Origin of the sequence: Streptomyces sp. NBC_01257 (genome assembly GCF_035917255.1) — a bacterium.
Taxonomy (GTDB): Bacteria; Actinomycetota; Actinomycetes; order Streptomycetales; family Streptomycetaceae; genus Streptomyces.
On sequence record NZ_CP108472.1, the window covers coordinates 7,728,855 to 7,750,128 of the forward strand.

General features: G+C 72.9%; 20 protein-coding genes. 12 read left to right on the forward strand and 8 right to left on the reverse strand.

Features of this window, described 5'->3' with window-relative positions; genetic code table 11:
- Positions 1-33: 33 nt before the first annotated feature.
- From OG408_RS33780 to OG408_RS33790, 3 genes are all read left to right on the forward strand, one after another.
- Positions 34-1,479 (forward strand): gamma-aminobutyraldehyde dehydrogenase, encoded by a 1,446-nt coding sequence (locus tag OG408_RS33780; RefSeq protein WP_326673567.1) that lies wholly within the window; start codon positions 34-36, stop codon positions 1,477-1,479.
- A 168-nt stretch (positions 1,480-1,647) separates the two neighbouring features.
- The gene (locus OG408_RS33785) at positions 1,648-2,052 is read left to right on the forward strand and encodes a hypothetical protein (RefSeq protein WP_266785146.1); all 405 of its coding nucleotides are present in this window, start codon (positions 1,648-1,650) and stop codon (positions 2,050-2,052) included.
- A 75-nt stretch (positions 2,053-2,127) separates the two neighbouring features.
- On the forward strand, positions 2,128-4,284 hold the full coding sequence (locus tag OG408_RS33790; protein WP_326673568.1) for a phage holin family protein: 2,157 nt from the start codon (positions 2,128-2,130) through the stop codon (positions 4,282-4,284).
- A gap of 29 nt (positions 4,285-4,313) precedes the next feature.
- On the opposite strand, the gene OG408_RS33795 is transcribed toward OG408_RS33790, so the two are convergent.
- The 3 genes from OG408_RS33795 to OG408_RS33805 all read right to left on the reverse strand — a co-directional run bounded on the left by OG408_RS33795 (position 4,314) and on the right by OG408_RS33805 (position 7,068).
- Positions 4,314-5,366: a LacI family DNA-binding transcriptional regulator gene (locus OG408_RS33795; RefSeq protein ID WP_266785150.1), complete on the reverse strand. Its 1,053-nt coding sequence runs from the start codon at positions 5,364-5,366 to the stop codon at positions 4,314-4,316.
- Positions 5,367-5,440: 74 nt separating this feature from the next.
- Positions 5,441-6,052 carry a DUF305 domain-containing protein gene (locus tag OG408_RS33800; RefSeq protein WP_266785152.1) on the reverse strand — a complete coding sequence of 204 codons (612 nt, stop codon included), beginning with the start codon at positions 6,050-6,052 and terminating at the stop codon, positions 5,441-5,443.
- Positions 6,053-6,123: 71 nt separating this feature from the next.
- Complete coding sequence (locus OG408_RS33805; protein WP_266785154.1) at positions 6,124-7,068, reverse strand: DUF1996 domain-containing protein; 945 nt, start codon at positions 7,066-7,068, stop codon at positions 6,124-6,126.
- Positions 7,069-7,364: 296 nt separating this feature from the next.
- On the opposite strand from OG408_RS33805, the gene ligA reads away from it, so the two are divergent.
- The 4 genes from ligA to secD all read left to right on the forward strand — a co-directional run bounded on the left by ligA (position 7,365) and on the right by secD (position 13,583).
- Positions 7,365-9,467, forward strand: coding sequence for an NAD-dependent DNA ligase LigA (gene ligA, locus OG408_RS33810; RefSeq protein ID WP_285565053.1), 2,103 nt, complete (start codon positions 7,365-7,367; stop codon positions 9,465-9,467).
- A 329-nt stretch (positions 9,468-9,796) separates the two neighbouring features.
- Positions 9,797-10,618 carry a rod shape-determining protein gene (locus OG408_RS33815; RefSeq protein ID WP_442806153.1) on the forward strand — a complete coding sequence of 274 codons (822 nt, stop codon included), beginning with the start codon at positions 9,797-9,799 and terminating at the stop codon, positions 10,616-10,618.
- Between the two features lie 74 nt (positions 10,619-10,692).
- Positions 10,693-11,244, forward strand: coding sequence for a hypothetical protein (locus OG408_RS33820; RefSeq protein ID WP_326673570.1), 552 nt, complete (start codon positions 10,693-10,695; stop codon positions 11,242-11,244).
- A gap of 56 nt (positions 11,245-11,300) precedes the next feature.
- Positions 11,301-13,583: a protein translocase subunit SecD gene (gene secD, locus OG408_RS33825; protein ID WP_285565050.1), complete on the forward strand. Its 2,283-nt coding sequence runs from the start codon at positions 11,301-11,303 to the stop codon at positions 13,581-13,583.
- Positions 13,584-13,691: 108 nt separating this feature from the next.
- Here the strand turns inward: secD and OG408_RS33830 are convergent, their stop codons facing one another.
- On the reverse strand, positions 13,692-14,501 hold the full coding sequence (locus OG408_RS33830) for a helix-turn-helix domain-containing protein (protein WP_285565049.1): 810 nt from the start codon (positions 14,499-14,501) through the stop codon (positions 13,692-13,694).
- A gap of 61 nt (positions 14,502-14,562) precedes the next feature.
- Here OG408_RS33830 and OG408_RS33835 point away from each other — a divergent pair, with 61 nt between their 5' ends.
- Positions 14,563-14,868 (forward strand): 4a-hydroxytetrahydrobiopterin dehydratase, encoded by a 306-nt coding sequence (locus tag OG408_RS33835; protein ID WP_266785166.1) that lies wholly within the window; start codon positions 14,563-14,565, stop codon positions 14,866-14,868.
- A 44-nt stretch (positions 14,869-14,912) separates the two neighbouring features.
- Here OG408_RS33835 and OG408_RS33840 read toward each other — a convergent pair whose 3' ends face one another.
- From OG408_RS33840 to OG408_RS33850, 3 genes are read right to left on the reverse strand one after another with little or no spacing between them, the layout of a single operon-like run.
- Positions 14,913-15,875, reverse strand: a complete 963-nt coding sequence (locus OG408_RS33840) for a LysR family transcriptional regulator (protein ID WP_285565048.1) — start codon at positions 15,873-15,875, stop codon at positions 14,913-14,915.
- A gap of 60 nt (positions 15,876-15,935) precedes the next feature.
- Positions 15,936-16,301, reverse strand: a complete 366-nt coding sequence (locus OG408_RS33845; protein ID WP_266785170.1) for a DoxX family protein — start codon at positions 16,299-16,301, stop codon at positions 15,936-15,938.
- Positions 16,298-16,930, reverse strand: coding sequence for a TetR/AcrR family transcriptional regulator (locus OG408_RS33850; protein WP_266785172.1), 633 nt, complete (start codon positions 16,928-16,930; stop codon positions 16,298-16,300). Before OG408_RS33850 ends, OG408_RS33845 begins: the two co-directional genes overlap by 4 nt.
- Positions 16,931-17,056: 126 nt before the next feature.
- On the opposite strand from OG408_RS33850, the gene OG408_RS33855 reads away from it, so the two are divergent.
- From OG408_RS33855 to OG408_RS33865, 3 genes are all read left to right on the forward strand, one after another.
- A complete protein-coding gene (locus tag OG408_RS33855; RefSeq protein WP_266786585.1) occupies positions 17,057-17,806 on the forward strand; it encodes a class I SAM-dependent methyltransferase in 750 nt (249 codons plus the stop codon).
- A gap of 125 nt (positions 17,807-17,931) precedes the next feature.
- The gene (locus OG408_RS33860; protein ID WP_266785174.1) at positions 17,932-18,459 is read left to right on the forward strand and encodes a GNAT family N-acetyltransferase; all 528 of its coding nucleotides are present in this window, start codon (positions 17,932-17,934) and stop codon (positions 18,457-18,459) included.
- Positions 18,460-18,656: 197 nt separating this feature from the next.
- Positions 18,657-19,142 (forward strand): pyridoxamine 5'-phosphate oxidase family protein, encoded by a 486-nt coding sequence (locus OG408_RS33865; protein WP_266785176.1) that lies wholly within the window; start codon positions 18,657-18,659, stop codon positions 19,140-19,142.
- 27 nt (positions 19,143-19,169) lie between these two features.
- Here OG408_RS33865 and OG408_RS33870 read toward each other — a convergent pair whose 3' ends face one another.
- Complete coding sequence (locus OG408_RS33870) at positions 19,170-20,036, reverse strand: NmrA family transcriptional regulator (RefSeq protein WP_285565046.1); 867 nt, start codon at positions 20,034-20,036, stop codon at positions 19,170-19,172.
- A gap of 245 nt (positions 20,037-20,281) precedes the next feature.
- On the opposite strand from OG408_RS33870, the gene OG408_RS33875 reads away from it, so the two are divergent.
- On the forward strand, positions 20,282-21,256 hold the full coding sequence (locus OG408_RS33875; protein ID WP_285565045.1) for an AraC family transcriptional regulator: 975 nt from the start codon (positions 20,282-20,284) through the stop codon (positions 21,254-21,256).
- Positions 21,257-21,274 lie beyond the last annotated feature (18 nt).

Sequence of the window (21,274 nt, forward strand, 5' to 3'; positions counted from 1 at the left end):
CGCCCGACCACGAGAGAAACCGGTTCCTCCCGTATGACCCTCACGTTCCGCAACTTCATCGACGGTGTCCCCGCGGACGCCTCGGACGGCCGCACGCTCGACGTCGTGGACCCGGCCACCGGCGAGGTCTACGCGACCTCCCCGCTCTCCGGTGCCGACGAGGTCGACGCGGCCATGGCGGCCGCGGCGGCCGCGTTCCCCGTCTGGCGCGACACCACCCCCTCGGTGCGCCAGCTGGCCCTGCTGCGGATCGCGGACGCGATGGAGGCGCGGGCCGACGAGCTGGTCGCCGCCGAGAGCCGCGACACCGGCAAGCCGCTGCACCTCACCCGCAGCGAGGAACTGGCCCCCGCCATCGACCAGGTCCGCTTCTTCGCGGGCGCCGCCCGGCTGCTGGAGGGCCGCTCGGCCGGCGAGTACATGGAGGGCATGACCTCGATCGTCCGCCGTGAGCCGGTCGGCGTCTGCGCGCAGGTCGCGCCGTGGAACTACCCGCTCCTGATGGCCGTCTGGAAGTTCGCCCCGGCGCTCGCCGCGGGCAACGCCGTGGTGCTCAAGCCCTCGGACACCACCCCCGCGTCGACCGTCCTGATCGGCGAGATCATCGGCGGCGTCCTGGACTCGCTGGACCTGCCCAAGGGCATCTTCAACGTCGTGTGCGGCGACCGGGAGACCGGCCGGCTGATGGTGGAGCACCGGACCCCGGCGATGGCCTCCATCACCGGGTCGGTCCGGGCCGGCATCCAGGTGGCGCAGAGCGCGGCCATCGACGTCAAGCGCGTCCACCTGGAGCTCGGCGGCAAGGCGCCCGCCGTGATCTTCGAGGACGCGGACCTGACGAAGGCGGTCGACGACCTCGTCGTCGGCGGCTTCTTCAACGCCGGACAGGACTGCACGGCCGCGACCCGCGTCCTGGTCCACGAGTCGATCCACGACGAGTTCGTCACCGCGCTCGCCAAGGCGGCGGCCGGCACGAAGACCGGGCAGCCGGACGACGAGGACGTGCTCTACGGCCCGCTCAACAACGCCGGACAGCTCGCCCAGGTCAGCGGCTTCATCGACCGCCTCCCCGAGCACGCCACGGTCGAGGCGGGCGGCCACCGCGTCGGTGACAAGGGCTACTTCTACGCCCCGACCGTCGTCTCCGGGCTCAAGCAGGACGACGAGATCATCCAGAACGAGGTGTTCGGGCCGGTCATCACCGTCCAGTCCTTCACCGACGAGGCCCAGGCCGTCGCGTACGCCAACGGCGTCGACTACGCCCTCGCCTCCTCGGTGTGGACCAAGGACCACGGCCGCGCCATGCGGATGTCCAGGAACCTCGACTTCGGCTGCGTGTGGATCAACACCCACATGGCGCTGGTCGCCGAGATGCCGCACGGCGGATTCAAGAAGTCCGGCTACGGCAAGGACCTCTCCGCCTACGGCTTCGAGGACTACACCCGCATCAAGCACGTCATGACCTCGCTCGACGGCTGAGGGACGGCCGGACCGGCACCACCTCCTCCGGGCCACGGGCGGCGGGCGCGCGACACTCTCAACGGCGCGCGCCCGCCGCCCGCGCGCCTCCTGACGCCTGACGTGCGCCTTCTTGCGCGGGAATCCGGCGGGTAGGGTCGGGGAACGCCTAGCACGGGGGGTACGGCCATGGGGGACGTACGGGTGGCGGCCATCGCCAGTCTCACTCCGCTCGAAGAGCTCGACAGCGATCCGTTCCTCGTGGACACCCGCAGCCAGCACGCCATGTGCGCCCGGTGGGCCGCCGACCAGGGGTACGTCGTCACCCGGCAGCTGCGCCTCTACGGACTGCGCCCCGACCACCACGCCCTCTGGGCCGACGTCGAGGGCGGCGAGATCGAACTCTTCGTCGCCCCCACCGACCAGGTGCTGGCCCGGGCCGTCGCCTCGGTGCCGCAGTTCGCCGCCGAGTGCGAGCGGCGCGGCGTACGCCTGGAGATCGCCGGCCTCGACGAACCGCGCTACAGCCCCCGTACGAAAGCCAGCGTGCACCGCAGACTCTCCATGCCGACCGCGGGGTACGACGGCTGCTGACGGGCACGCCGCCCACGCTGTGAAAAGCTGGGGACGGGTCCGGAACGGCGGGACCCGGACGTGAGGTGGCGCGGCGTGGGTGACGGGCGATGGCGAACAGCCGGCAGCGCCCTGATGCGAGTGATTGTGGTGTGGGCGGTCTCGACGCTCACGATGCTTGTGCTCGCCGGGATTCTGCCGGACTTCCAGCTCCAGTCGGACGACGGCGACAGCGTGACCAAGACCGCGTTCACCGCGGCCTGGGGCGCGGGCGCCTTCGGTCTGCTCTCGGCACTCGTCTGGCCGCTGCTCGTACGGGCCCTGCTCATCGTGCCGGCCCTCGTCCTCGGCATGCTGGTCTTCTTCCTCAACGGATCGCTGCTGCTCATCGCGATCCGGCTCATCCCGGACGGCCGCGGCACCGCCGCCCCCGAGACGGCCGTCGTGGTCGCCGCCGTGATGTCCGCCGTCGCCTCGGCCACCTCCACGGCCCTCGCCGTCCGCGACGACAACGCCTACCGCCGCAGGCTCTCGCGCCTGGCGGAGCGGCGCAGACGCCGCAGCGGCACGGGCGGCGCCGACGACGAGGGGCCGCCCGGCACGGTCTTCATCCAGTTCGACGGAGTCGGCCACGACGTCCTCGCGAAGGCCGCGGCCGACGGCCTGATGCCGACCGTCGCCGGCTGGCTTGCCGACACCGGGGGCCACCGCCTCACCCCGTGGCGCACCGACTGGTCCAGCCAGACAGGAGCCAGCCAGCTCGGCATCCTGCACGGCAGCAACCACGACGTCCCCGCCTTCCGCTGGTACGAGAAGGAGACCGGCGACGTCATGGTCTCCAGCAGACCGGCGAGCGCCCTCGAACTCCAGCGCCGCGCCATCGTGCGCACCCACGACGGCGGACTGCTCACCCTCGACGGAGCCAGCCGCGGGAACCTCTTCAGCGGTGGCGCCGACCAGCTCGCGCTCGTCCTGTCGATGGCCGCCAGGCGCGGCAAGGGCCGGCGCTCCCGGGCCGGGTACTTCGCCTACTTCTCCGACCCCGCCAACGCCGTCCGTACCGCACTGTCCTTCGTCGCCGAGGCCGGGCGCGAGATCGGCCAGTCGACCCGGGCCCGGATCCGCAAGGACACCCCCCGGATCAAGCGCGGCGGGCTCTACCCCTTCATCCGGGCCTTCGCGACCGTCGTCGAACGCGATGTGGTGGTCGCCGCCGTCATGGGGGACATGTTCGCCGGACGGACCGCCGTCTACGCCGACCTGGTGGCGTACGACGAGGTGGCCCACCACTCGGGACCGCGCAGCCGGGACGCGGAGAAGGTCCTCACCCGGCTGGACCGCTCCCTCGCCCTGATCGCCAAGGTCGCCGAGCACACCCCGCGCACCTACCGTGTCGTGCTCCTGTCCGACCACGGCCAGAGCCCGGGGGAGACCTTCGCCGGGGCGTACGGACTGACGCTCAAGGACCTGGTCCGGGCGGGCAGCGGACTGCCGGTGCCACGCAGGGCCCAGCGCACCCGGAGCGGATCCGAGGCACGCGACGCCGTCCGGATCGCACTGCACCGGCCGGTCGCCCCGGGGCAGGAGGAACACGTGGCCACACCCTCCGACCCGGTCGTCCTCGCCTCCGGCAACCTCGGGCTGATCTCCTTCCCCGACATCGAGGGCCGCGCCTGCCTGGAGGAGGTGGAGCGCCGCCACCCCGCCCTGCTCGGCACCCTCGCCAGCCATCCCGGCATCGGTTTCCTGCTCGTCCGCAGCGAGCGCGACGGATCGGTGGTGCTGGGGCGCGGCGGCGCACGCGTCCCGGTGGCGGAGCTGAAGGACGGACAGGGCCCGCTCGCCCCCTTCGGCCCGGGTGCCGCCGACGCGGTCCGGCGCACCGACACCTTCCCGCACGTCGCCGATGTGATGGTCAACTCGATGTACGACCCGGACACCGGCACCGTGCACGCCTTCGAGGAACAGATCGGCTCGCACGGCGGCCTGGGCGGCGAACAGTCCCGGCCCTTCCTGCTGTGGCCGCGCGGCATGACGGACCCCCTGGACGCGGCCGCCGCCGAGGACGGTGAGCGGGTGGCCGAACTGGTCGGCGCGGAGTCGGTGCACCGGGTCCTGCGGCGCTGGCTGCGCGAGGTCTCCGGACCGCAGGTGCCGCTGCGGCGGGCCGTGCGCGGTACGGACGGCGGCCTCCTGGACGACGGCTCACCGGAGAGGGACGCGGGTACCGGCGCCAAGCCCTCAGCCCCCTGAGTCCGGGGCCTGAGCTTCTTGCACCGGGCTCAGGCCGACTGCCGCCTCACCAGCGTCGGATGGAAGATCACCGACGGCGCCGGCACCCCCGGGCTGCCGATCTGCTTCAGCAGCAGCCGGGCCATCTCCGCGGACATCTCCTCCACCGGCTGCCGCACCGTCGTCAACGGCGGATCGCAGGCCAGCGCCGCGCTGCTGTCGTCGAACCCGACGAGAGCGACGTCCCCGGGAACGTCCTTGCCGGCCCGCAGCAGCACCGGGATGGCGCCCAGGGCCATCAGGTCCGAGGCGATGAACACCGCGTCCAGGTCCGGCCGGTCCGCGAGCAGCCGCCGCATCGCCCCCGCCCCGCCCGCATGCGTGAAGTCGCCCTCGGCGGCCGCGACGTCCTCGATGCCGTGCGCGGCGAGCGCGTCCAGGAAGCCCGAGAGCCGCGCCTGACCGGCCGGCATGTCCTGCGGTCCCGACACGGTGCCGATCCGGTGCCGGCCCAGCGAGGCCAGGTGATCGGCCGCCAGCTGGGCCCCGGCCCGCTGGTCCGCCTCCACATAGGTGATCGGCGTCGGCCTGCGGGGCTGTCCGGCGAGCACGGCGGGCAGCCGGGTGTCGTGCAGCAGCCCGGGGAGCGGATCCTCCGCGTGCGAGGAGATCAGCACCACCCCGTCGACATGGCCGTGGCGCAGATAGGACAGCAACTGGTCGCGGGACTCCTGGTCGTCGGCCAGCATCAGCACCAGCTGGATGCCCGCGGGCCGCAGCACCTCCAGCAGCCCGCTGACCACCCGCCCGAAGTACGGGTCGGAGAACATCCGGCCGACGAACGGCTCGGACACGGACCGGCGCTCCCGTTCGGAGACGACGAGCGCGATGGAGTCGGTGCGCCGGGTGACCAGGGAACGGGCCGCGCGGTTGGGCACGTACCCGGTGGCGTCCACGGCCTCCTCGACCATCCGTCGCATCGCCGGGTCCACGGTGGTCGCCCCGTTGATCACCCGGGACACCGTGGCCCGTGACACCCCGGCCACCAGGGCGACGTCCTCCAGGGTGGCGGGACGGGCGGGCAGGGGCGTGTCGGCAGTCATGCAGTCTTTATACCGGGTGGTACGAGCGGCGCGGAAACAGTTGTGGAGGCCTTGGGCGTACGGTGACCTGGGCATCAGCCGGAGTTCGCCGACGGGCCCGGGAGCCGGTCGAGTTCGGCCCGGCGGGCCGACACCAGGGCGGTGGCGAGACGTCTGGCGTCGGCGCGGGTGCCCGCCTTCGTCTCGGAGCGCGACACCTGTGCGGACTGGCTCAGATGGTCCCGGATCTGTGCCACGAGGAAGCGGTCGAAGGCGGCGCCCTCGACGGCGCGGGCCCGTTCGAGATCGCGCTCCGTCACCATCCCCGGCATGTCGTGCCCCGCGTGCACATTGGTGTCCGGGAGCCCCATCCGGGACAGCAGCGGGCGCAGCCGGGCGAGTTCGCCGTTCTGCGCCGTCCGCAGGCCCGCCGCCCAGGTCCGCACCCGGGGATCGGCGGCCCGCTGCCCGGCGAGCGTCAGCAGCGCCACGGCCTGCTCGTTCATCGGCGTCATCAGCTGGACCCAGGCGGCGTCCGTCGGATCGGCCGGGGTGGCGAGCGGAGGAGTGGTGGAAGGGGGAACGGCGGAGGAGGGAGCGGCGGACGAGCGGCCCGGTGGGGCCGGGCTCTTCGCGTCCGCCGGGTCCCCGCAGCCGGCCAGGAGGAGAAGCAGGGACAGCGCTGCGAGTGTGCGGGCCGCCTTCATCACGAGGTCCTCGGGGAAGGGCCCGCCCGGGGCGTGGGGCCCCGGACGGGCGTCGGACGGGTGCCGGACGGTCAGGGGGTGCCGTCGGCCCCGCACTTCACGATGGCGTTGATGCAGTCGCGGACCCGCTGCGCCATCTCGGCCTCGGGCCACACGTTGAAGAAGTCGCCGTGCATCGTGTAGCCGGGACCGGACGCCAGCCGGAACCGCGCGGGGTCACCGTTGACGGGATACCGCAGCACCTGGCGGAGCTTGGGAACCGGCACCGGGTGGGTCGACGGGCATTCACCGCCGACCGGGTACGCCATGTGGCTCTTGTGGTCGGCCGAGTCGAGGTCCCTGCCGTTCCAGCACTGCGGGAAGTCCAGATACGACTCCAGCATCGCGCCCGCCGGGCAGTTCACGAAGTCGTGCGACGGGTTGACCTCGCCGTGGTGCAGACACGACCAGCGCGAGATCGTGTTGTCGTCCGGACCGGTCGCCTTGGCGTTCCCCGCGACGATGCGCAGGCCCCGGGGGAAGGGCTGGATCCGCTGGATGACATCGTCCCGGACCCCCTCACCGAGGTAGTAGAAGGTCGTCCCGGTGGGTTCGACCTCCTTGTCGCCGTCGTACAGGGTCGGCACCCAGTACGACGACAGGTCCGTGTCGGGTGCGCAACTGGTCCTGGCCTTCTCCAGCGAGGCGAGGTCGGAGTTGCCGTTCGTCGAGTCGTTGCCGAAGAAGCTGTGCATGTGCGAGGCCCCGGGCAGTCCCGGGAAGACGATCGGGTCGTCGGGGGCCCGGTGGGTGTACGGGCACTCGGCGAGGAACTCGGCCACCCGCACGACGTCGGCGGCCGCCTTGGGGGCGGCCCCGGCCGTCGTGCCGGGCCCCGCCGATGCGTTGCCCGTGGTGGCCTGGAGGAAGGAGACGGCGAGTGCGGCGGCGACGAGCGCCGCGGTGCGGTACCGGCGGGGCGGAAGGGGTCTGCGGTGGCTGTCTTCGCCGGTGCGTCGTTGACGGAAGAAGAGCACGGCACTCCTGTTCGAGGGGAAGTGGGGGTTTCCTGACCATGCGAGAGAGCGCTCTCTCGGAGGAACGTAAAAGCGTGTCTCGGGCATGTCAATAGAGTGCACAGAGCTGCAATTTCCTTCCCCTTGAACGTAGTTGGAACCCTCTGAGCTGGGAGAGCGCTCTCTTGAGTGAGGTTTCCACGGATGACGGCGCATAGGGGACGGGCGGGGGAACGGGAGGGGTCCGAAGCGGCCCGCAGTCGTCGTCCGACACCTGCCACCAGGGCGTTGTCAGTGGTGGACGGCAGGATGGGGGCATGACGACGAACTCAGCTGTTGTGCTCGCCGATACCGCCGCCTACGCCGCCGCGGTCGAAGAGGCGTCGCAGGCCGCCGCCGCGTACTACGCCACGGGCGAGAGCGTGCTCGACGACGACGCGTACGACCGGCTGGCGCGCGGGATCGCCGCGTACGAGGAGGACCACCCGCAGGAGGTGCTGTCGGAGTCGCCGACCGGCAAGGTGGCCGGAGGCACCGCGGTCGGGGACGTGCCGCACACCGCCCCGATGCTCTCCCTGGACAACGTCTTCTCCGCGGAGCAGTTCGCCACCTGGACCGCCTCGCTGGAGCGCCGGATCGGCCGCCCGGTCGCCGCCTGGAGCGTCGAGCCGAAGCTCGACGGCCTCGCGGTCGCGGCCCGTTACCGCGCGGGCCGGCTGGAACAGCTGGTCACCCGGGGCGACGGCACCGCCGGCGAGGACGTGTCGCATGCGATCGGCACCGTCGTCGGCCTGCCCGGGCAGCTCACCGAGCCCGTCACGATCGAGATGCGCGGCGAGATCCTCATGACGGCCGAGCAGTTCGAACAGGCCAACGCGCTGCGTACGGAGCACGGCGGCGCCCCCTTCGCCAACGCGCGCAACGGCGCGGCGGGCACCCTGCGCGCCAAGGACCGCGCGTACACGGTGGAGATGACGTTCTTTGCGTACGGAGCGCTCGCGCTGCCCGATTCGGGCGAGCTGACCGCCACGCTGGCCGAGCTGCCCCACAGCGAGACCCTGGCCTACGTGGCGAGCCTCGGCGTGCACACCGCGGCGGACACGGCGGTGGCACCGCTCACCGTCACCACCGTCGAGGACGCCCAGGCGCGGGTCGAGGAAGTCGCCTCGCTGCGCGCCTCGTTGTCCTTCGGCATCGACGGCATCGTCATCAAGGCGGACCTCGCCGCCGACCAGCGCGAGGCGGGCTCCGGCACCCGGGCGCCGCGCTGGGCCATCGCCTACAAGCTGCCGGCCGTCGAGAAGATCACCCGCCTGCTCGGCGTCGAGTGGAACGTGGGCCGTACCGGCATCATCGCGCCGCGCGCCGTGCTGGAGCCGGTCGAGATCGACGGATCGACCGTCAGCTTCGCCACGCTGCACAACCCCGCCGACATCACCCGCCGCGACCTGCGCATCGGCGACCATGTGATGGTCTACAAGGCGGGCGACATCATCCCCCGCATCGAGGCCCCCGTCGCACATCTGCGGACCGGTGACGAGCAGCCCGTCGTCTTCCCCGAGGCCTGTCCGCAGTGCGGTTCGGAGATCGACGCGAGCGAGCAGCGCTGGCGCTGCGTCCGTGGCCGCGACTGCCGCCTGGTGGCCTCCATCTCGTACGCGGCGGGGCGCGACCAGCTCGACATCGAGGGGCTCGGTGCGACGCGGGTCGTCCAGCTCGTCGACGCCGGTCTTGTCGCCGACTTCGCCGACCTGTTCACCCTGGAGCGCGAGCAGTTGCTCGCCCTGGAGCGGATGGGGGAGACCAGCACGGACAATCTGCTCGCCGCGATCGACGCGGCACGGGCACAGCCGCTCTCCCGGGTCTTCTGCGCCCTGGGGGTGCGCGGCACCGGGCGCTCCATGTCCCGCCGGATCGCACGCTACTTCGCGGACATGGACCGGATCAGAGCCGCCGACGTGGAGTCGCTCCAGCGGGTGGACGGCATCGGCAAGGAGAAGGCCGCCGGCGTCGTCGCGGAACTGGTGGAGCTCGCCCCGCTGATCGAGAAGCTGGTCGCCGCCGGGGTCACCATGACCGAGCCGGGCGCGACCCCGCCGCCGGAGCCCGGCGAGGAGGACGGCGCGGCGGACGGTGCGGACGGTGCGGGTGCGGACGGGCGGCCACTGGCCGGGATGACCGTGGTGGTCACCGGAGCCATGACGGGCGCCCTGGAGAAGCTGTCGCGCAATCAGATGAACGAGCTGATCGAGCGCGCCGGCGGCAAGTCCTCCTCCAGCGTCTCCAAGCGAACCACGCTCCTGGTGGCCGGTGAGAAGGCCGGCTCCAAGCGTGACAAGGCGGAGGGGCTCGGCGTGCGGATCGCCGGACCCGAGGAGTTCGCGGAGCTGATCGCGGAGTTCCTGACGGCCGAGGCGTGACCGCGGACCGCCGGACGCGGGAGGGGTGCACCGGCCCCCGGGCGTCCGGCGGTACGGGCGCGCACGGCACGGCGTCCGTCCGGCGTGAGTTCTCCCGGCGCCGGAAGCCCCCAACGCGGGGTGCCGTTCGCGGTTCTTCGCGCGAGCGCGGGCCGTCGGTGAGCGGCCGGTTCCTCGTGGAGGTATCCGCTCCCTTCGATTTTGCCTGGGAGTGGCTTTCTTTGCCTCCCTATTGCATAGTGAGGGTTCGGCCAGGCCTCGCTATCAGCGGGTCACTGGGTGTGTGAACGGCCGCGTCAGCGGGCCGGGGGTGAGGGGCGATGCGTTCTTTGCGCGACGGACAGCGGCACGTTCGCTCCGGTCACCGGCAGCACGCGCGGCACGAGGGTGTCACCCGCGGGCTCGCCCTCGACCTCGGCAGCTCACGCACCCGCGCCTGGGTCCCCGGACAGGGTCTCGTCGCCGACACCGGAGCCGGTCCGGCCGGTGCGGACGGGCACGCGACCCGCCCGGTCCGGCGCGGACGCATCGTCGACGCGGAGTCCTGCGGCCGGATGCTCGGCAGGATCGCCGACACGGCCCTCGGCGCCGACCGCGGCGACACGGTCATCGTCCTCAGCCACCCGGTCCTCGCCGGGTCCGAACACCGCACCGCCGCACGGGACATGATCCGCGCGCTCGGTCCGTCGAGCGTCATCGTCCTGGACAGCGCCAGGGCGGCCGCCGCCTGTGGCGGACCGCAGGACGGCGGCCCGCTCCTCGTCGTCGACATCGGGGCCGAGCTGACCGAGGCCACCCTCCTCGTCGACGGCATGGTCCGGGACGCCCGCCTGGCCGAGACCGGGATCAGCGACCTGGAACCCGGCGAGGCCCCCACCGCCGTCGTCCGGACCGTCCTGGACATGGTCATGGGCATGTGGCACCAGGACCGGCACGGCGCACTCCTCGGAGCCCTGCGCAGAGGCCCGTTGCTCGCCGGAGGCGGTGCGCTGCGCCCGGACGTCACCAACCGGATCGCGGTCCGCCTCGGCGTGCCGGTCCGGCTCACGGACGACCCCGCGACCACGGTGGTGCGCGGTGCCGGGCTGATCCTCGGCTCCGTGCTCCGCCACGCCACGGTCGCACCGTTCCCGCCCGGCCGATCCGCGTGACCCCCCTCCCGGGGCCGCCCCGGGGGAACGCGTCTCCCCGGGGCCTGCCGGACACCCCGGCACACCGCGGACGCGTGGCGGCCGCACGGCAGTTCCTCGCCGCCCTGCTCCTCGCCGTCCTCACCGTCGCGGGCGGCGCACCCGCCGCCGCGGGAGCCGGAATCCCCGCCCGTTCACCGGCCGGCCCCGCGCACCTCGCCGGCGACCGGACCGGCACCCCGGCGACCGCCCAGCACGCCGACCGGTCCGTGCGTCCCTCCGCCGGCCGCTCGCGGAGCGACCGTGACAGCCGGACCGTCCGCCGCACCGGTGCGGCCACCGCCGCCGGAGTCCACCGCGCCGGACCGGCGGCGGCGCCCCAGCCGTGGGCCGCGCCGGAACACCCCCGTCCCCCGCAGCACCTTCCGCCGCCGGGCACCGGCACCCTGCCGCCCTCCCCGCCCGGCATCCCGCTTCCGCCTCCCGTCCCCGGGCCCGCCGTCGCCGCACCCGTCGCGGCCGCCGACCGCTTCCGTGCCGCGCTCCCCGGGGTGCGAGGGCCTCCGAGGGCGGCCGTCCACCGGCCGGGGGACCTGCCACAACAGGTCCCGCCCCTCAATCCCGCCGGGCCGGTCCCGCCTCCCTAGAGCCCGTCGGGCCGTCCGGGGCGGCGGCCGCCCGGCACCCCTCGGAGGAAACACGCATGACCCGCGCCACCACGGTGCGGGCGGTTCTGGCCGCGGCCGTACTGCTCGTCTCCGTGCTCATCACGCTGACCATGTCCCCCAGACTCGGCCTCGATCTCCAGGGCGGCACCCGCATGGTGCTGCAGGCCGAGGACTCCGGCACCGCGAAGGCGGACCGGGAGAGCACCGACCGCACCCTGGAGGTGCTGCGCAAGCGCATCGACTCGCTCGGGGTCACGGAGCCGACCCTGACCCGGTCGGGCGAGGACCGGATCATCGTCGAACTCCCGGACGTCCAGGACCCTCGCGAGGCCGCCGAGGTCATCGGCCGCACCGCCCAGCTCACCTTCCACGCGGTCCGGGCACCCGGCACGAGCGGCGGCGGGCCGACGCTCCCCGACGAGCAGGGCCGCGCCCTCGCCCTCGGCCCCGCCGCCCTCTCCGGCGCGGGCGTCAAGGAGGCGACCGCCGCGTTCGACGCCCAGCAGGGCGCCGGCTGGACCGTCTCCCTCGACTTCCACAAGGACGCCGGACGGGACTGGACCCGGCTGACCGGGGAGGCGGCCTGCCATCCCGTCCAGGACGAGCGGCGCCGGGTCGCCATCGTCCTCGACCAGCAGGTGATCTCCTCGCCACAGGTCTCCCCGACCGTCGCCTGCGGCACCGGCCTGCCCTCCGGTTCCACGCAGATCACCGGCTCCTTCGCCGCGGACGAGGCCCGCGAACTCGCCCTGCTGATCCAGGGCGGTGCGCTGCCCGTGCCCGTCGAGATCGTCGAGCAGCGGACGGTCGGACCGACGCTCGGGGCCGCGGCCATCGACGCCAGCGCCCGGGCCGCCCTCATCGGCGCCGCGGCCACGGCCCTGTTCATCACCGTCGTCTACCGGCTCTTCGGTGCCCTCGCCGCGGTGGCCCTCGCCGCCTACGGAGTCATCTCGTACGCGGCACTCGTCGCCCTCGGCGTCACCCTCACCCTGCCGGGACTCGCCGGGTTCGTCCTCGCCATCGGGATGGCGGTCGACGCGAACGTACTCGTCTTCGAACGGGCCCGGGAGGAGTACGCGCTGCGTCCGGGCCGGTCCCTGCGCACCTCGCTCACCGCCGGGTTCCGGCACGCCTGGAGCGCCGTCGCGGACTCCAACGTGACGACGCTCATCGCGGCCGGACTGCTCTTCTTCCTCGGCTCGGGACCCGTCAAGGGCTTCGGTGTGACGCTCGGCATCGGCGTACTCGCGTCGATGTTCTCCGCACTCGTCATCGCCCGCGCGCTCACCGAGACGGCCGCCCGTTCCCGGTTCGTCAGCGACTACCGGGGGGTCAACGGCATCGCGAGCCCCGGCCGGGTGCGGACCTGGATCGCCCGCCGCGATCCCCGGTTGATGCGCTCGCCCCGCCGCTGGCTGCTGATCTCCGCGGCCCTCATTGCGGTGGCGGTCGCGGGCATCGTGGTGCGGGGCGTCAGCCCGGGCGTCGAGTTCACCGGCGGCCGGCTCGTCGAGTACGCGACCAGCCGCCCCGTCGACGTGGAGACCGCGCGCACCGCGCTGGCCGGTGCGGGCTTCGCCGACGCCGAGGTCACCACGGCGGGCGCCGGTGACATCTCGGTCCGGACCGGGGACCTCGACAACGACGGCGAACACACGCTGCGCGCAGCCCTCGCCGAGGTGGGCGGCGAGACCAGCAAGGTCCGGGACGAACTCATCGGCCCCAGCCTCGGCGACGAGTTGCGGCGCAACGCCCTGATCGCCCTGGCCATCGCCGTACTCGTCCAGCTGGGCTATCTGGCGATCCGGTTCCGTTGGACGTTCGCCGTGGCCTCGGTCGGGGCGCTCGTCCACGACGTGATCATCCTGGTCGGCGCCTTCGCCTGGCTGGGACGCACCGTCGACGGCATCTTCCTGGCCGCGCTCCTCACCGTGATCGGGTACTCCGTCAACGACTCGGTCGTCGTCTTCGACCGCGTCAGGGAGCTGTGGGCCAGGGCCCGCAGCGAACCACTCGCCGATGTGGCGAACCGGGCCGTACTCCAGACCGTGCCCCGAACCGTCAACACCGGAATGGGGGCCCTGTTCATCCTCACCGCGCTGGCGGTGCTGGGCGGCGACTCCCTCGCGGACTTCGCCCTCGCCCTGCTGATCGGCATCGTCGTCGGGACGTACTCCTCCGTCATGACCGCCGTCCCGGCCGCGCTCGTGCTGGAGCGCGGCAGCAAGGCCCCGCCGCCCGCCCGGATCAGGGCCCCGCGCGGCAGGTCCGGGGCCGGGCGCCGCGACCCGCACGACAACGGGGCGCGCGTGTAGCCGCGCAGCCGTCGCCCCCACGCCGTACGAGGGTGGTGTGGGGGCGTCGCGCGGGCCGCCCGTCCCCTCATGCGGGCGGGCGGGCGGCGCGCGCGACGCGGCCTGTCGTCAGGAAGCGAGCGACCGCAGATACGCGGCAGTGGGCGCGTCGGCCGGCAGCAGTGTCTCGATCGCCAGCTCCGCCACCGTCACGTCCATCGGGGTGTTGAACGTCGCGATGGACGCGACGAAGGAGAGCACCTCCCCGCCGTGCTCGATCACCAGGGGCAGTGCGAACGGTACGGAGGACGAGGGCGCGGCCCAGGCCCCGTCATCGCCCGGCTCCGCCGCCACCGGATAGCCCGCCACCTCCTCGTACAGCTCACGCAGCTCCGCCGAACGGACCAGCGCGATCTGACGCTCCATCTGGGCCAGCAGATCGGCCCGCCACTCCCGCAGATTGCGGATCCGCGGCGCGAGCCCCTCCGGGTGCAGGGTGAGCCGCATGGCGTTCAGCGGCGGCGTCAGCAGATGGTCCGCCACCCCGTCCAGCATCCGGGTCATCCCCCGATTGGCCGCCACCACGGTGTAGAGGCCGTCGACGACGAACGCCGGGTACGGGTCGTACCCCTGGAGCAGCCGGTCCAGGCCCTCGCGCAGCGCCCCCATCGCCGGGTCGTCGAGTGAGGTCTCCGTGTAGCGCGGGGCGTACCCGGCGACGACCAGCAGGGCGTTGCGCTCCCGTACGGGCACATCCAGGTGCTCGGCCAGCCGCAGGACCATCTCCTCGCTGGGACGGGAGCGGCCCGTCTCGATGAACGAGACGTGCCGGGCCGAGGAGTCGGCCCGCAGCGCCAGCTCCAGCTGACTGATCCGGCGACGCTCCCGCCAGCTGCGCAGCAGCGGCCCTACCCCCGTGTCAAGCGCGACAGTTGTCATACGGAGACCGTAACGTCACCGGCATCGTCGACCAGCGAGGACCTACCGAAGGAGCCGTCGTATGCCCGCCGCACCGCTGTCGCAGAACGAGATCGAGGACGGGCTGCGCGAGCTGCCCGGCTGGACCCTGGAGGGGGACCGGATCACCTGCACCTACCGGCTCCCGTCGCACTTCGCCGCCGCCGGCCTCACCGTGCACGTCGCCCGGATCCAGGACGAGCTCGACCACCACTCCGATCTGACGCTCGGCTACAACACCGTCGCGCTGTCCGTGAACTCCCACGACGCGGGCGGGAAGGTCACCGCGAAGGACCTGGCCCTGGCCGCCAGGATCGCGGCCGTCGCACCGGGCCACGGGGCCGAGTAGCCCGGATCCCACCTTCGGGGCACGGCTCATGACGGTCTCTCACTTCAGGGTGCGGCGCCGAACCGGGGGTGCGCGGCGAGCCAGCGCGTGTAGCTGTCGCTGCGCGCCACCGCCTGGGCGTACGCCGCCCGGGTGTGTCCGCTCACCGCTCCGGCCGCCGCCGAGGCGGCCACCGAACGAGGGTGCCAGCCCAGCAGATGGCGCCAGCTGAGCGGCGAACCGGTGACCGGCCGCGTCACCACGCCCGGCGTCGGCGGGAACGTCGCCCGGCACAGGCCGACCGCGCGCCCCACCTGTACCAGATGGACGACGGACACCGTGTCCGTCTCGTACACCGACACCGGGCTGAACCCGGCCCGCGCACAGGCGGCCACGAAGCAGTCCGCGAAGCAGCCGTCGCCGGGCACGTCCGCCCAGCACTCGTCCGCCAGCGCGGAGAGCTCCAGTTCGTCCTCCCCGGCCAGCGGATGGGTCTCCGGCAGCATCACGAACACCGGATCGATCCCGATGACCTGCCATTCCAGCCGGTCGGCCACCGGCGGCGGACTCTCGCCGCACGCACCGATCAGGGCGAAGTCGAGTCGTCCGTCGACGAGTTGGGACGCCAGCTCGGCCACCGACCAGGAGGTGTACGTGGAAACGGGTGCGGCCGGGTGCGCAGCGGCCAGCCGGTCGACGAGCCCTCCGAGCAGCGGTCCGTGCGTACCTCCCAGCCGGAACCGCTCCATCGTCCCGAACGCGTTGGCGAACCGCACCGCCTCCTGCTGCAGTTCGCTGACGGCGGGCAGCACCACCCGCGCCCGCTCCAGCACCAGCTCGCCCAGGAGCGTGGGCCGGGCGCCCGTGTGGTCCCGGTCGAACAGCGGGCCGCCCAACGCCTTCTCGATCCGGCGCAGTTGTGCGCTCAGGGCGGGCTGGGCGAGCCCGAGAGCGGCGGCCGCCTTGGTGAGGCTCCCGGTGTCGGCGATGGCACGTACGGTTCGCAGATGGCGCAACTCCAGCTCCATAACCGCAAGTTATGGCCCCGTTGGCCCGCTGGCAATCGTGACCGGGTGTTTCGCTTCCCGTCAGAGCGCCGAGGTGTGGGACAGGAACAGGACGGCCGTCGACAGGACGAGCATGCCGAGGCAGTTCAGCCAGAACTCCTGCTTGAGGAACCGCGCCCGGTAGTGGGCGTAGGCGGCGCACAGGAAGTAGGCGATCACCGCGAGGTTGGTCGTCATGGCGACTCCGTCGTAGCGGAGTCCGGCGACGAGTCCGGCTGCCGCCAGGAACTTGATGACGACGAGCGTCCACCACCAGTCGCGGGGGAAGTTCACCCCGTCCAGGCACTTCTGGATGAACACCGGGGGACGCACCGACATGAGCGCGTCGGAGAAGAGCGCGACGGCGAGCAGTGCGGTGGGCCACCACGGGTCGGGAGTGCTGATCATGGTTGAACTCCTTGGTGGTTGACGCCTGTGGGGCGGACGACGAAATGGATGACTTCCCGGAACCCTGCGAGCGCGGTCTGCCGGTCGAGGGCCCCGTTGCCGATGGTCATGAGGATGCCCAGGTAGCTGAAGTAGATGGTGCGCGCGCCGGCCCCCGCCTCGGTGGCGGAGAGCGGAGTGCGGGCCAGCAGGGTCTCCAGTTCGGTGAGCAGGGCCAGGGCGAGAGCCCGGAAGACCTCGGAGTCGTGGCTGCCGCGGACGATGACGGCGGCGTACTCACGGGACAGGTCGAGGTCGAGGGCGAAGTAGGTGAGGAAGGGTTCGACGAGATCCAGCACCGCCTGGGCCGCCGCGGCCGGGGACAGCGGTGTCACGTCGCCGGGCCCGGCCGCGTCCTCGCGGCCGTGGTGCACGGCGGCGATCCAGGTGTCGAAGATGGCGACGAGCAGTGCGTCCTTGTCGCCGACCGACATGACGGTGCCCGTGCTCACCTCGGCGTCAGTGGCGATCTGCCGGATCGTGCTGGCACCGAACCCCTGCTCACGGAAGAGGCGTTCGGCCGATGCCAGCACCTTGCGCCGTGTCGCCTCCCGTTGCGTCACCCTTGACTGAACAGGTTCAGTGAACATGTTCAGGATCATAGGTATCAGGCGTGACGCGCACAAGACTGTGAGACATGACGCGCACCAGGTGTCCGGGTGTCGCCGTCGTCGCTGCCGCACGTCGTGAACGATCGGTGTTCTAAGGTCATGAGCATGCTCGACTACAACGACGAGGCGGCCACCTACGACGCCAGCCGCGGCGGCGTGCCGCGGGCCGAGGCGGCCGCGGCCGCGCTGCTCGGCCTGATCCCGGCGAGCACCCGCTCCCTGCTGGACATCGGCTGCGGGACCGGCCTGGTCACCGAGCGGATCGCCGCCGGCCGCCCCGGACTTCGGGTCACCGGCTCCGACGCCGCGCTCGGGATGGCCCTGGTCGCCCGGCAGCGCGTCGGCGACGTGGTCCTCGCCGACGCACGCCGACTGCCCCTGCGCGAAGGGGCGGTCGACGCGGTGACGGCGGTCTGGCTGCTGCACCTGCTGCGCGGGGAGGGCGATGTCCGGGCCGTGGTGGCCCAGGCGGCTCGGGTGCTGCGGCCCGGCGGCGTGTTCGTCACCACCGTCGACAAGGACGCGTCGCACGACGTCGGCAGCGACATCGACGAGGCGTTCGCCCCGTACCTGGTGCCGACTCCGTCCGACGGGACCGAGCGGATCGTCGAGTACGCCGCGGCCGTCGGCCTCGACGTCGTGGGAAGCGCTCGTTTCGTCGGGCACGGACAGGGCCGCACCCCGCTGAGCGCCGCCCGCGGTGTGCGGCGCGGTTACTACGTCTCGCGCCTGGTGCTGCCCGGTACGGAGGCCGAACGGCTCGCGCGGGTCCTGGCCGCGCTTCCGGAACCCGACCGGCGGCGAGCCGAACCGGACTACCGGCTGCTGGCGTTCCGGCGGCGGACGGGCGGGTGAGGCGAGGGGCGCCAGCGAGGGCTCGCCCAGGCCCTGGCCGATCATGGCCGGGGGCGCTGCGCCGGCCCGCAGGGCAGGCCCTGACCCGGCCGTTTCGTTCGACGCATCATGACGAGGACCGACCCATGAGCAGCAGCACCCGGATCCGCCTGATCGAGCCCGCCGACGCCGCTCCGATCGCCGCCCACCGGACGCGGGACGCCGAGGCGTTCCGGCGGTGGGAGCCGGCCCAGCCGGCCGGCTTCTTCACGCCGGAGGGCCAGGCGGAGCGGATCGAGGGCCTGCTGGCCGGATACCGCGCCGGAACGGTCTGGCCCGGTGTGGTGCTCTGCGACGACCAGGTGATCGGGCAGGTCACCGTCGGGACCATCCTGCCCCAGCCGCACCTGCGCCGCGGCTCCGTCGGATACTGGACGGCGAGCGTGGCTCAGAACCAGGGGCACGCCGGTCGTGCCGTCGAGCTCGTGCTCCGGGTCATGACCGACGAACTCGGCCTGCACCGCGCCGAGGCGTCCACCAACCTGGAGAACCTGCCGTCGCAGCGGGTGCTGCGCCGCAACGGGTTCAGCCCGTACGGCGTCTCGCACTCCTCGATCCTCCTCGACGGGAGCTGGCGGGACGGGCTGCTGTGGGAGCGCATCCTCGGCGACTGAGGCGGCGGATGCGAGATGCCCGGTGCGGCGACCGGTCGACGGCGACGCGCGAGGGGCTGCCGAGCCGAAAGCGCCGGTCCGGCTACCGTGAGTGACTGGGCGGCGGCCCGGCCGCGGATGTCGAGAACGTGGCGGCTGCTCCGTCCCAGGGACACAGCGGCCACGAGCGGCCGCCCGACAGCGGAGGACGACACGTCATGAACCCCGAACAGATCGCGCAGGAGATGGCCGACGCCCACGAACTGCTGAGCCAGGCGTCAATGGCGCGGCTGGCGTACAACGGACCCGACGGGCTGCCGCGCGTCGTCCCGATCGGGATCTTCTGGACCGGCGACGAGATCGTCATGTCCACCGCGGCCACGGCGCCCAAGGTGGCGGCGCTGTCCGCCCGGCCCGAGGTCGCCCTGACCATCGACGCCGGCGACAGCCCCGGCTCGGCCAGGACCCTGTCGGTGCGTGGCCTCGTCCACCTCACCCTCGTGGACGGGGTGGTTCCGGAGTACCTCGCGGCCGCGCGCAAGAACTTCGACGCCGAGTACGCGGCCGAGTTCGAGCGGAACTGCCGGGCCATGTACGACCGGATGGCGCGTATCGCGGTCGAGCCGACGTGGGCACGGTTCTACGACTTCGGTACCGGCCGGGTGCCGCAGTTCCTCGCCGACCTCGCCAGGAAGGCGAGCTGACCGCGGCCCACGCCCCGTTCACGCGTCCTACGCCTTCCACGCCCCGTCCCGCGCGGCCTCGGCGGCGAAGGCGGCGAACGGCTTCGGGTCGCGGCCCAGCACCCGCTTCACCCCGTCCGTCACCGGCGCGTTGTGCCCGTCCAGCAGGAACGTGAACAGCGCCGCCAGGAAGCCCGCTTCGTCCTCCGGGACGCCGTACCGCGCCAGCAGGTCCGCGTACTGAGGTCCCGTCACCGCCGCATAGCGCACCGGTCGTCCCGTCACGCCGGTGAGCTCGGCGGCCACCTCGGCGAAGGTCAGCGCCCGTGGGCCGGTCAGCTCGTGCACCGCGCCCGCGCCGGCGTCCCCGCACAGGGCCGCGACCACCACGTCGGCCAGGTCGTCGACGTCCACGAACGGCTCGGCGCTCCCGCCCGCCGGGAACACCACCTCACCACCGAGCACACCGTCGAGCAGGGCACCCTCGCTGAAGTTCTGGGCGAAGAACGCCGAGCGCACCACCGTGAGTTCGGCCTCGGCCGCCGCGGCGCGCAACGCCTCCTCCGCGATCACGGCCTGCGGCTCGCCCCGCCCCGACAGCAGCACCAGCCGCCGCACCCCGCACCGGCCGGCGATCCGCCCGAAGGCCGTCATCGCCTCCGGCGCACCGGGCGCCGCCAGATCGGGGTAGTACGCCACGTACGCCGATTCCGCACCGCTCAGCGCGGCCTCCCACCCCGACGGATCCGCCCAGTCGAAGGGCACATCGCCGCGGCGCGATCCGGAGCGCACCGGCACCCCGCGTGCCACCAGCCGTTCCACCACCCGGCGGCCCGTCTTGCCCGTTCCGCTCGTCACCAGCACCGGCCGCGCACCGTACGTTTCCTGCTTCTGGTTCTCCGTGTTCCGTGTCATGACCCAAGAGTCCCCGGACCGCACCGCCCGCTCCATCCCTCAGCCGCTCAGCTCCCTACGCACGCGTCCAAGGGCTGTCCCGCAATTCCTGGTGGATCAGCGCGCGGCGTCAGATGCGGTGCATCGCAAGGCGGAGAGGCGCCCGCATACTGGACGTATTCGGGCGTCTCGACAACGCGGCGAGGTGCCGTAGCTGTCGTCGTGCGCCCGCCAGGAATTGCGGGACAGCCCTTAGGCTGCTGCGCATGGACGCACTCGCCGGACTGCTGGACGGGCCGCGGGCCCGGGGCGCCTTCCTGTTGCGGATGGTGATGGAACCGCCCTGGTCCGTACGGATCGAGGACCGGGCCCCGCTCTGTCTGATGTCCGTGACCTCGGGCGAGGCGTGGATCGTGCCCGGGGGCGGGGCGGAGCCCGTGCTGCTGGGGCCCGGTGACCTGGCGGTCGCCCGCGGCCCGGAGCCGTACACCGTCGCCGGCCGGCCCGCCACCGAGCCGCACGCGCGGATCGGGCCCGGCGGTGTCTGCACCACCCTGCGCGGCGAGCCGCTGTCCCAGTCCATGGATCTGGGAGTACGCACCTGGGGCAACGCCCCGGACGGTTCGGCGGTGATGCTCGTCGGCACCTACCTGATGGAGGGCGAGATCAGCGGACGGCTCCTCGACGCCCTGCCGCCGCTGCTCGTCCTGCCCGCGGGCAGCGGCCGGAGCGGACCGCTGCTGCACCTGCTCGACGCCGAGATCGCGCGGGACGAGCCGGGGCAGAGCGTGGTGCTCGACCGGCTGCTCGACCTGTTGCTGATCGACGCCCTGCGCACATGGTTCTCCCGGCCCGGAGCCGAGGCCCCCGCCTGGTACCGGGCCATGGGTGATCCCGTCGTCGGGCAGGCGCTGCGGCTGCTCCAGAACGAGCCGGCCCACCCGTGGACGGTGTCCGCGCTGGCCGGCCGGACCGGCGTCTCCCGGGCCGGGCTCGCGCGCCGCTTCACCGAGCTGGTGGGGGAGCCCCCGATGGCCTACCTGACCGGCTGGCGGCTCGCCGTCGCGGCGGACCTGCTCCGGGAGACGGACGCGACGGTCGAGGCGGTGGCGCACCAGGTCGGCTACAGCCAGGCGTTCGCCTTCAGCACCGCTTTCAAACGGGTCAGGGGCGTCAGCCCGCAGGAGTACCGCAGGGGCGTCGGCTTGCCGGACCGGCAACAAAGTTTGCCCCCTGGCTGAGGTGTGGTGAACCTGAGG

Excerpts from the sequence above, each read along its gene's own strand:
- OG408_RS33780 (WP_326673567.1), top strand. The coding sequence starts at position 34 with ATGACCCTCACGTTCCGCAACTTCATCGACGGTGTCCCCGCGGACGCC.
- OG408_RS33785 (WP_266785146.1), top strand. The coding sequence starts at position 1,648 with ATGGGGGACGTACGGGTGGCGGCCATCGCCAGTCTCACTCCGCTCGAA.
- OG408_RS33795 (WP_266785150.1), bottom strand. The coding sequence starts at position 5,366 with ATGACTGCCGACACGCCCCTGCCCGCCCGTCCCGCCACCCTGGAGGAC.
- OG408_RS33800 (WP_266785152.1), bottom strand. The coding sequence starts at position 6,052 with ATGAAGGCGGCCCGCACACTCGCAGCGCTGTCCCTGCTTCTCCTCCTG.
- ligA (WP_285565053.1), top strand. The coding sequence starts at position 7,365 with ATGACGACGAACTCAGCTGTTGTGCTCGCCGATACCGCCGCCTACGCC.
- secD (WP_285565050.1), top strand. The coding sequence starts at position 11,301 with ATGACCCGCGCCACCACGGTGCGGGCGGTTCTGGCCGCGGCCGTACTG.
- OG408_RS33830 (WP_285565049.1), bottom strand. The coding sequence starts at position 14,501 with ATGACAACTGTCGCGCTTGACACGGGGGTAGGGCCGCTGCTGCGCAGC.
- OG408_RS33835 (WP_266785166.1), top strand. The coding sequence starts at position 14,563 with ATGCCCGCCGCACCGCTGTCGCAGAACGAGATCGAGGACGGGCTGCGC.
- OG408_RS33840 (WP_285565048.1), bottom strand. The coding sequence starts at position 15,875 with ATGGAGCTGGAGTTGCGCCATCTGCGAACCGTACGTGCCATCGCCGAC.
- OG408_RS33845 (WP_266785170.1), bottom strand. The coding sequence starts at position 16,301 with ATGATCAGCACTCCCGACCCGTGGTGGCCCACCGCACTGCTCGCCGTC.
- OG408_RS33850 (WP_266785172.1), bottom strand. The coding sequence starts at position 16,930 with ATGTTCACTGAACCTGTTCAGTCAAGGGTGACGCAACGGGAGGCGACA.
- OG408_RS33855 (WP_266786585.1), top strand. The coding sequence starts at position 17,057 with ATGCTCGACTACAACGACGAGGCGGCCACCTACGACGCCAGCCGCGGC.
- OG408_RS33860 (WP_266785174.1), top strand. The coding sequence starts at position 17,932 with ATGAGCAGCAGCACCCGGATCCGCCTGATCGAGCCCGCCGACGCCGCT.
- OG408_RS33865 (WP_266785176.1), top strand. The coding sequence starts at position 18,657 with ATGAACCCCGAACAGATCGCGCAGGAGATGGCCGACGCCCACGAACTG.
- OG408_RS33870 (WP_285565046.1), bottom strand. The coding sequence starts at position 20,036 with ATGACACGGAACACGGAGAACCAGAAGCAGGAAACGTACGGTGCGCGG.
- OG408_RS33875 (WP_285565045.1), top strand. The coding sequence starts at position 20,282 with ATGGACGCACTCGCCGGACTGCTGGACGGGCCGCGGGCCCGGGGCGCC.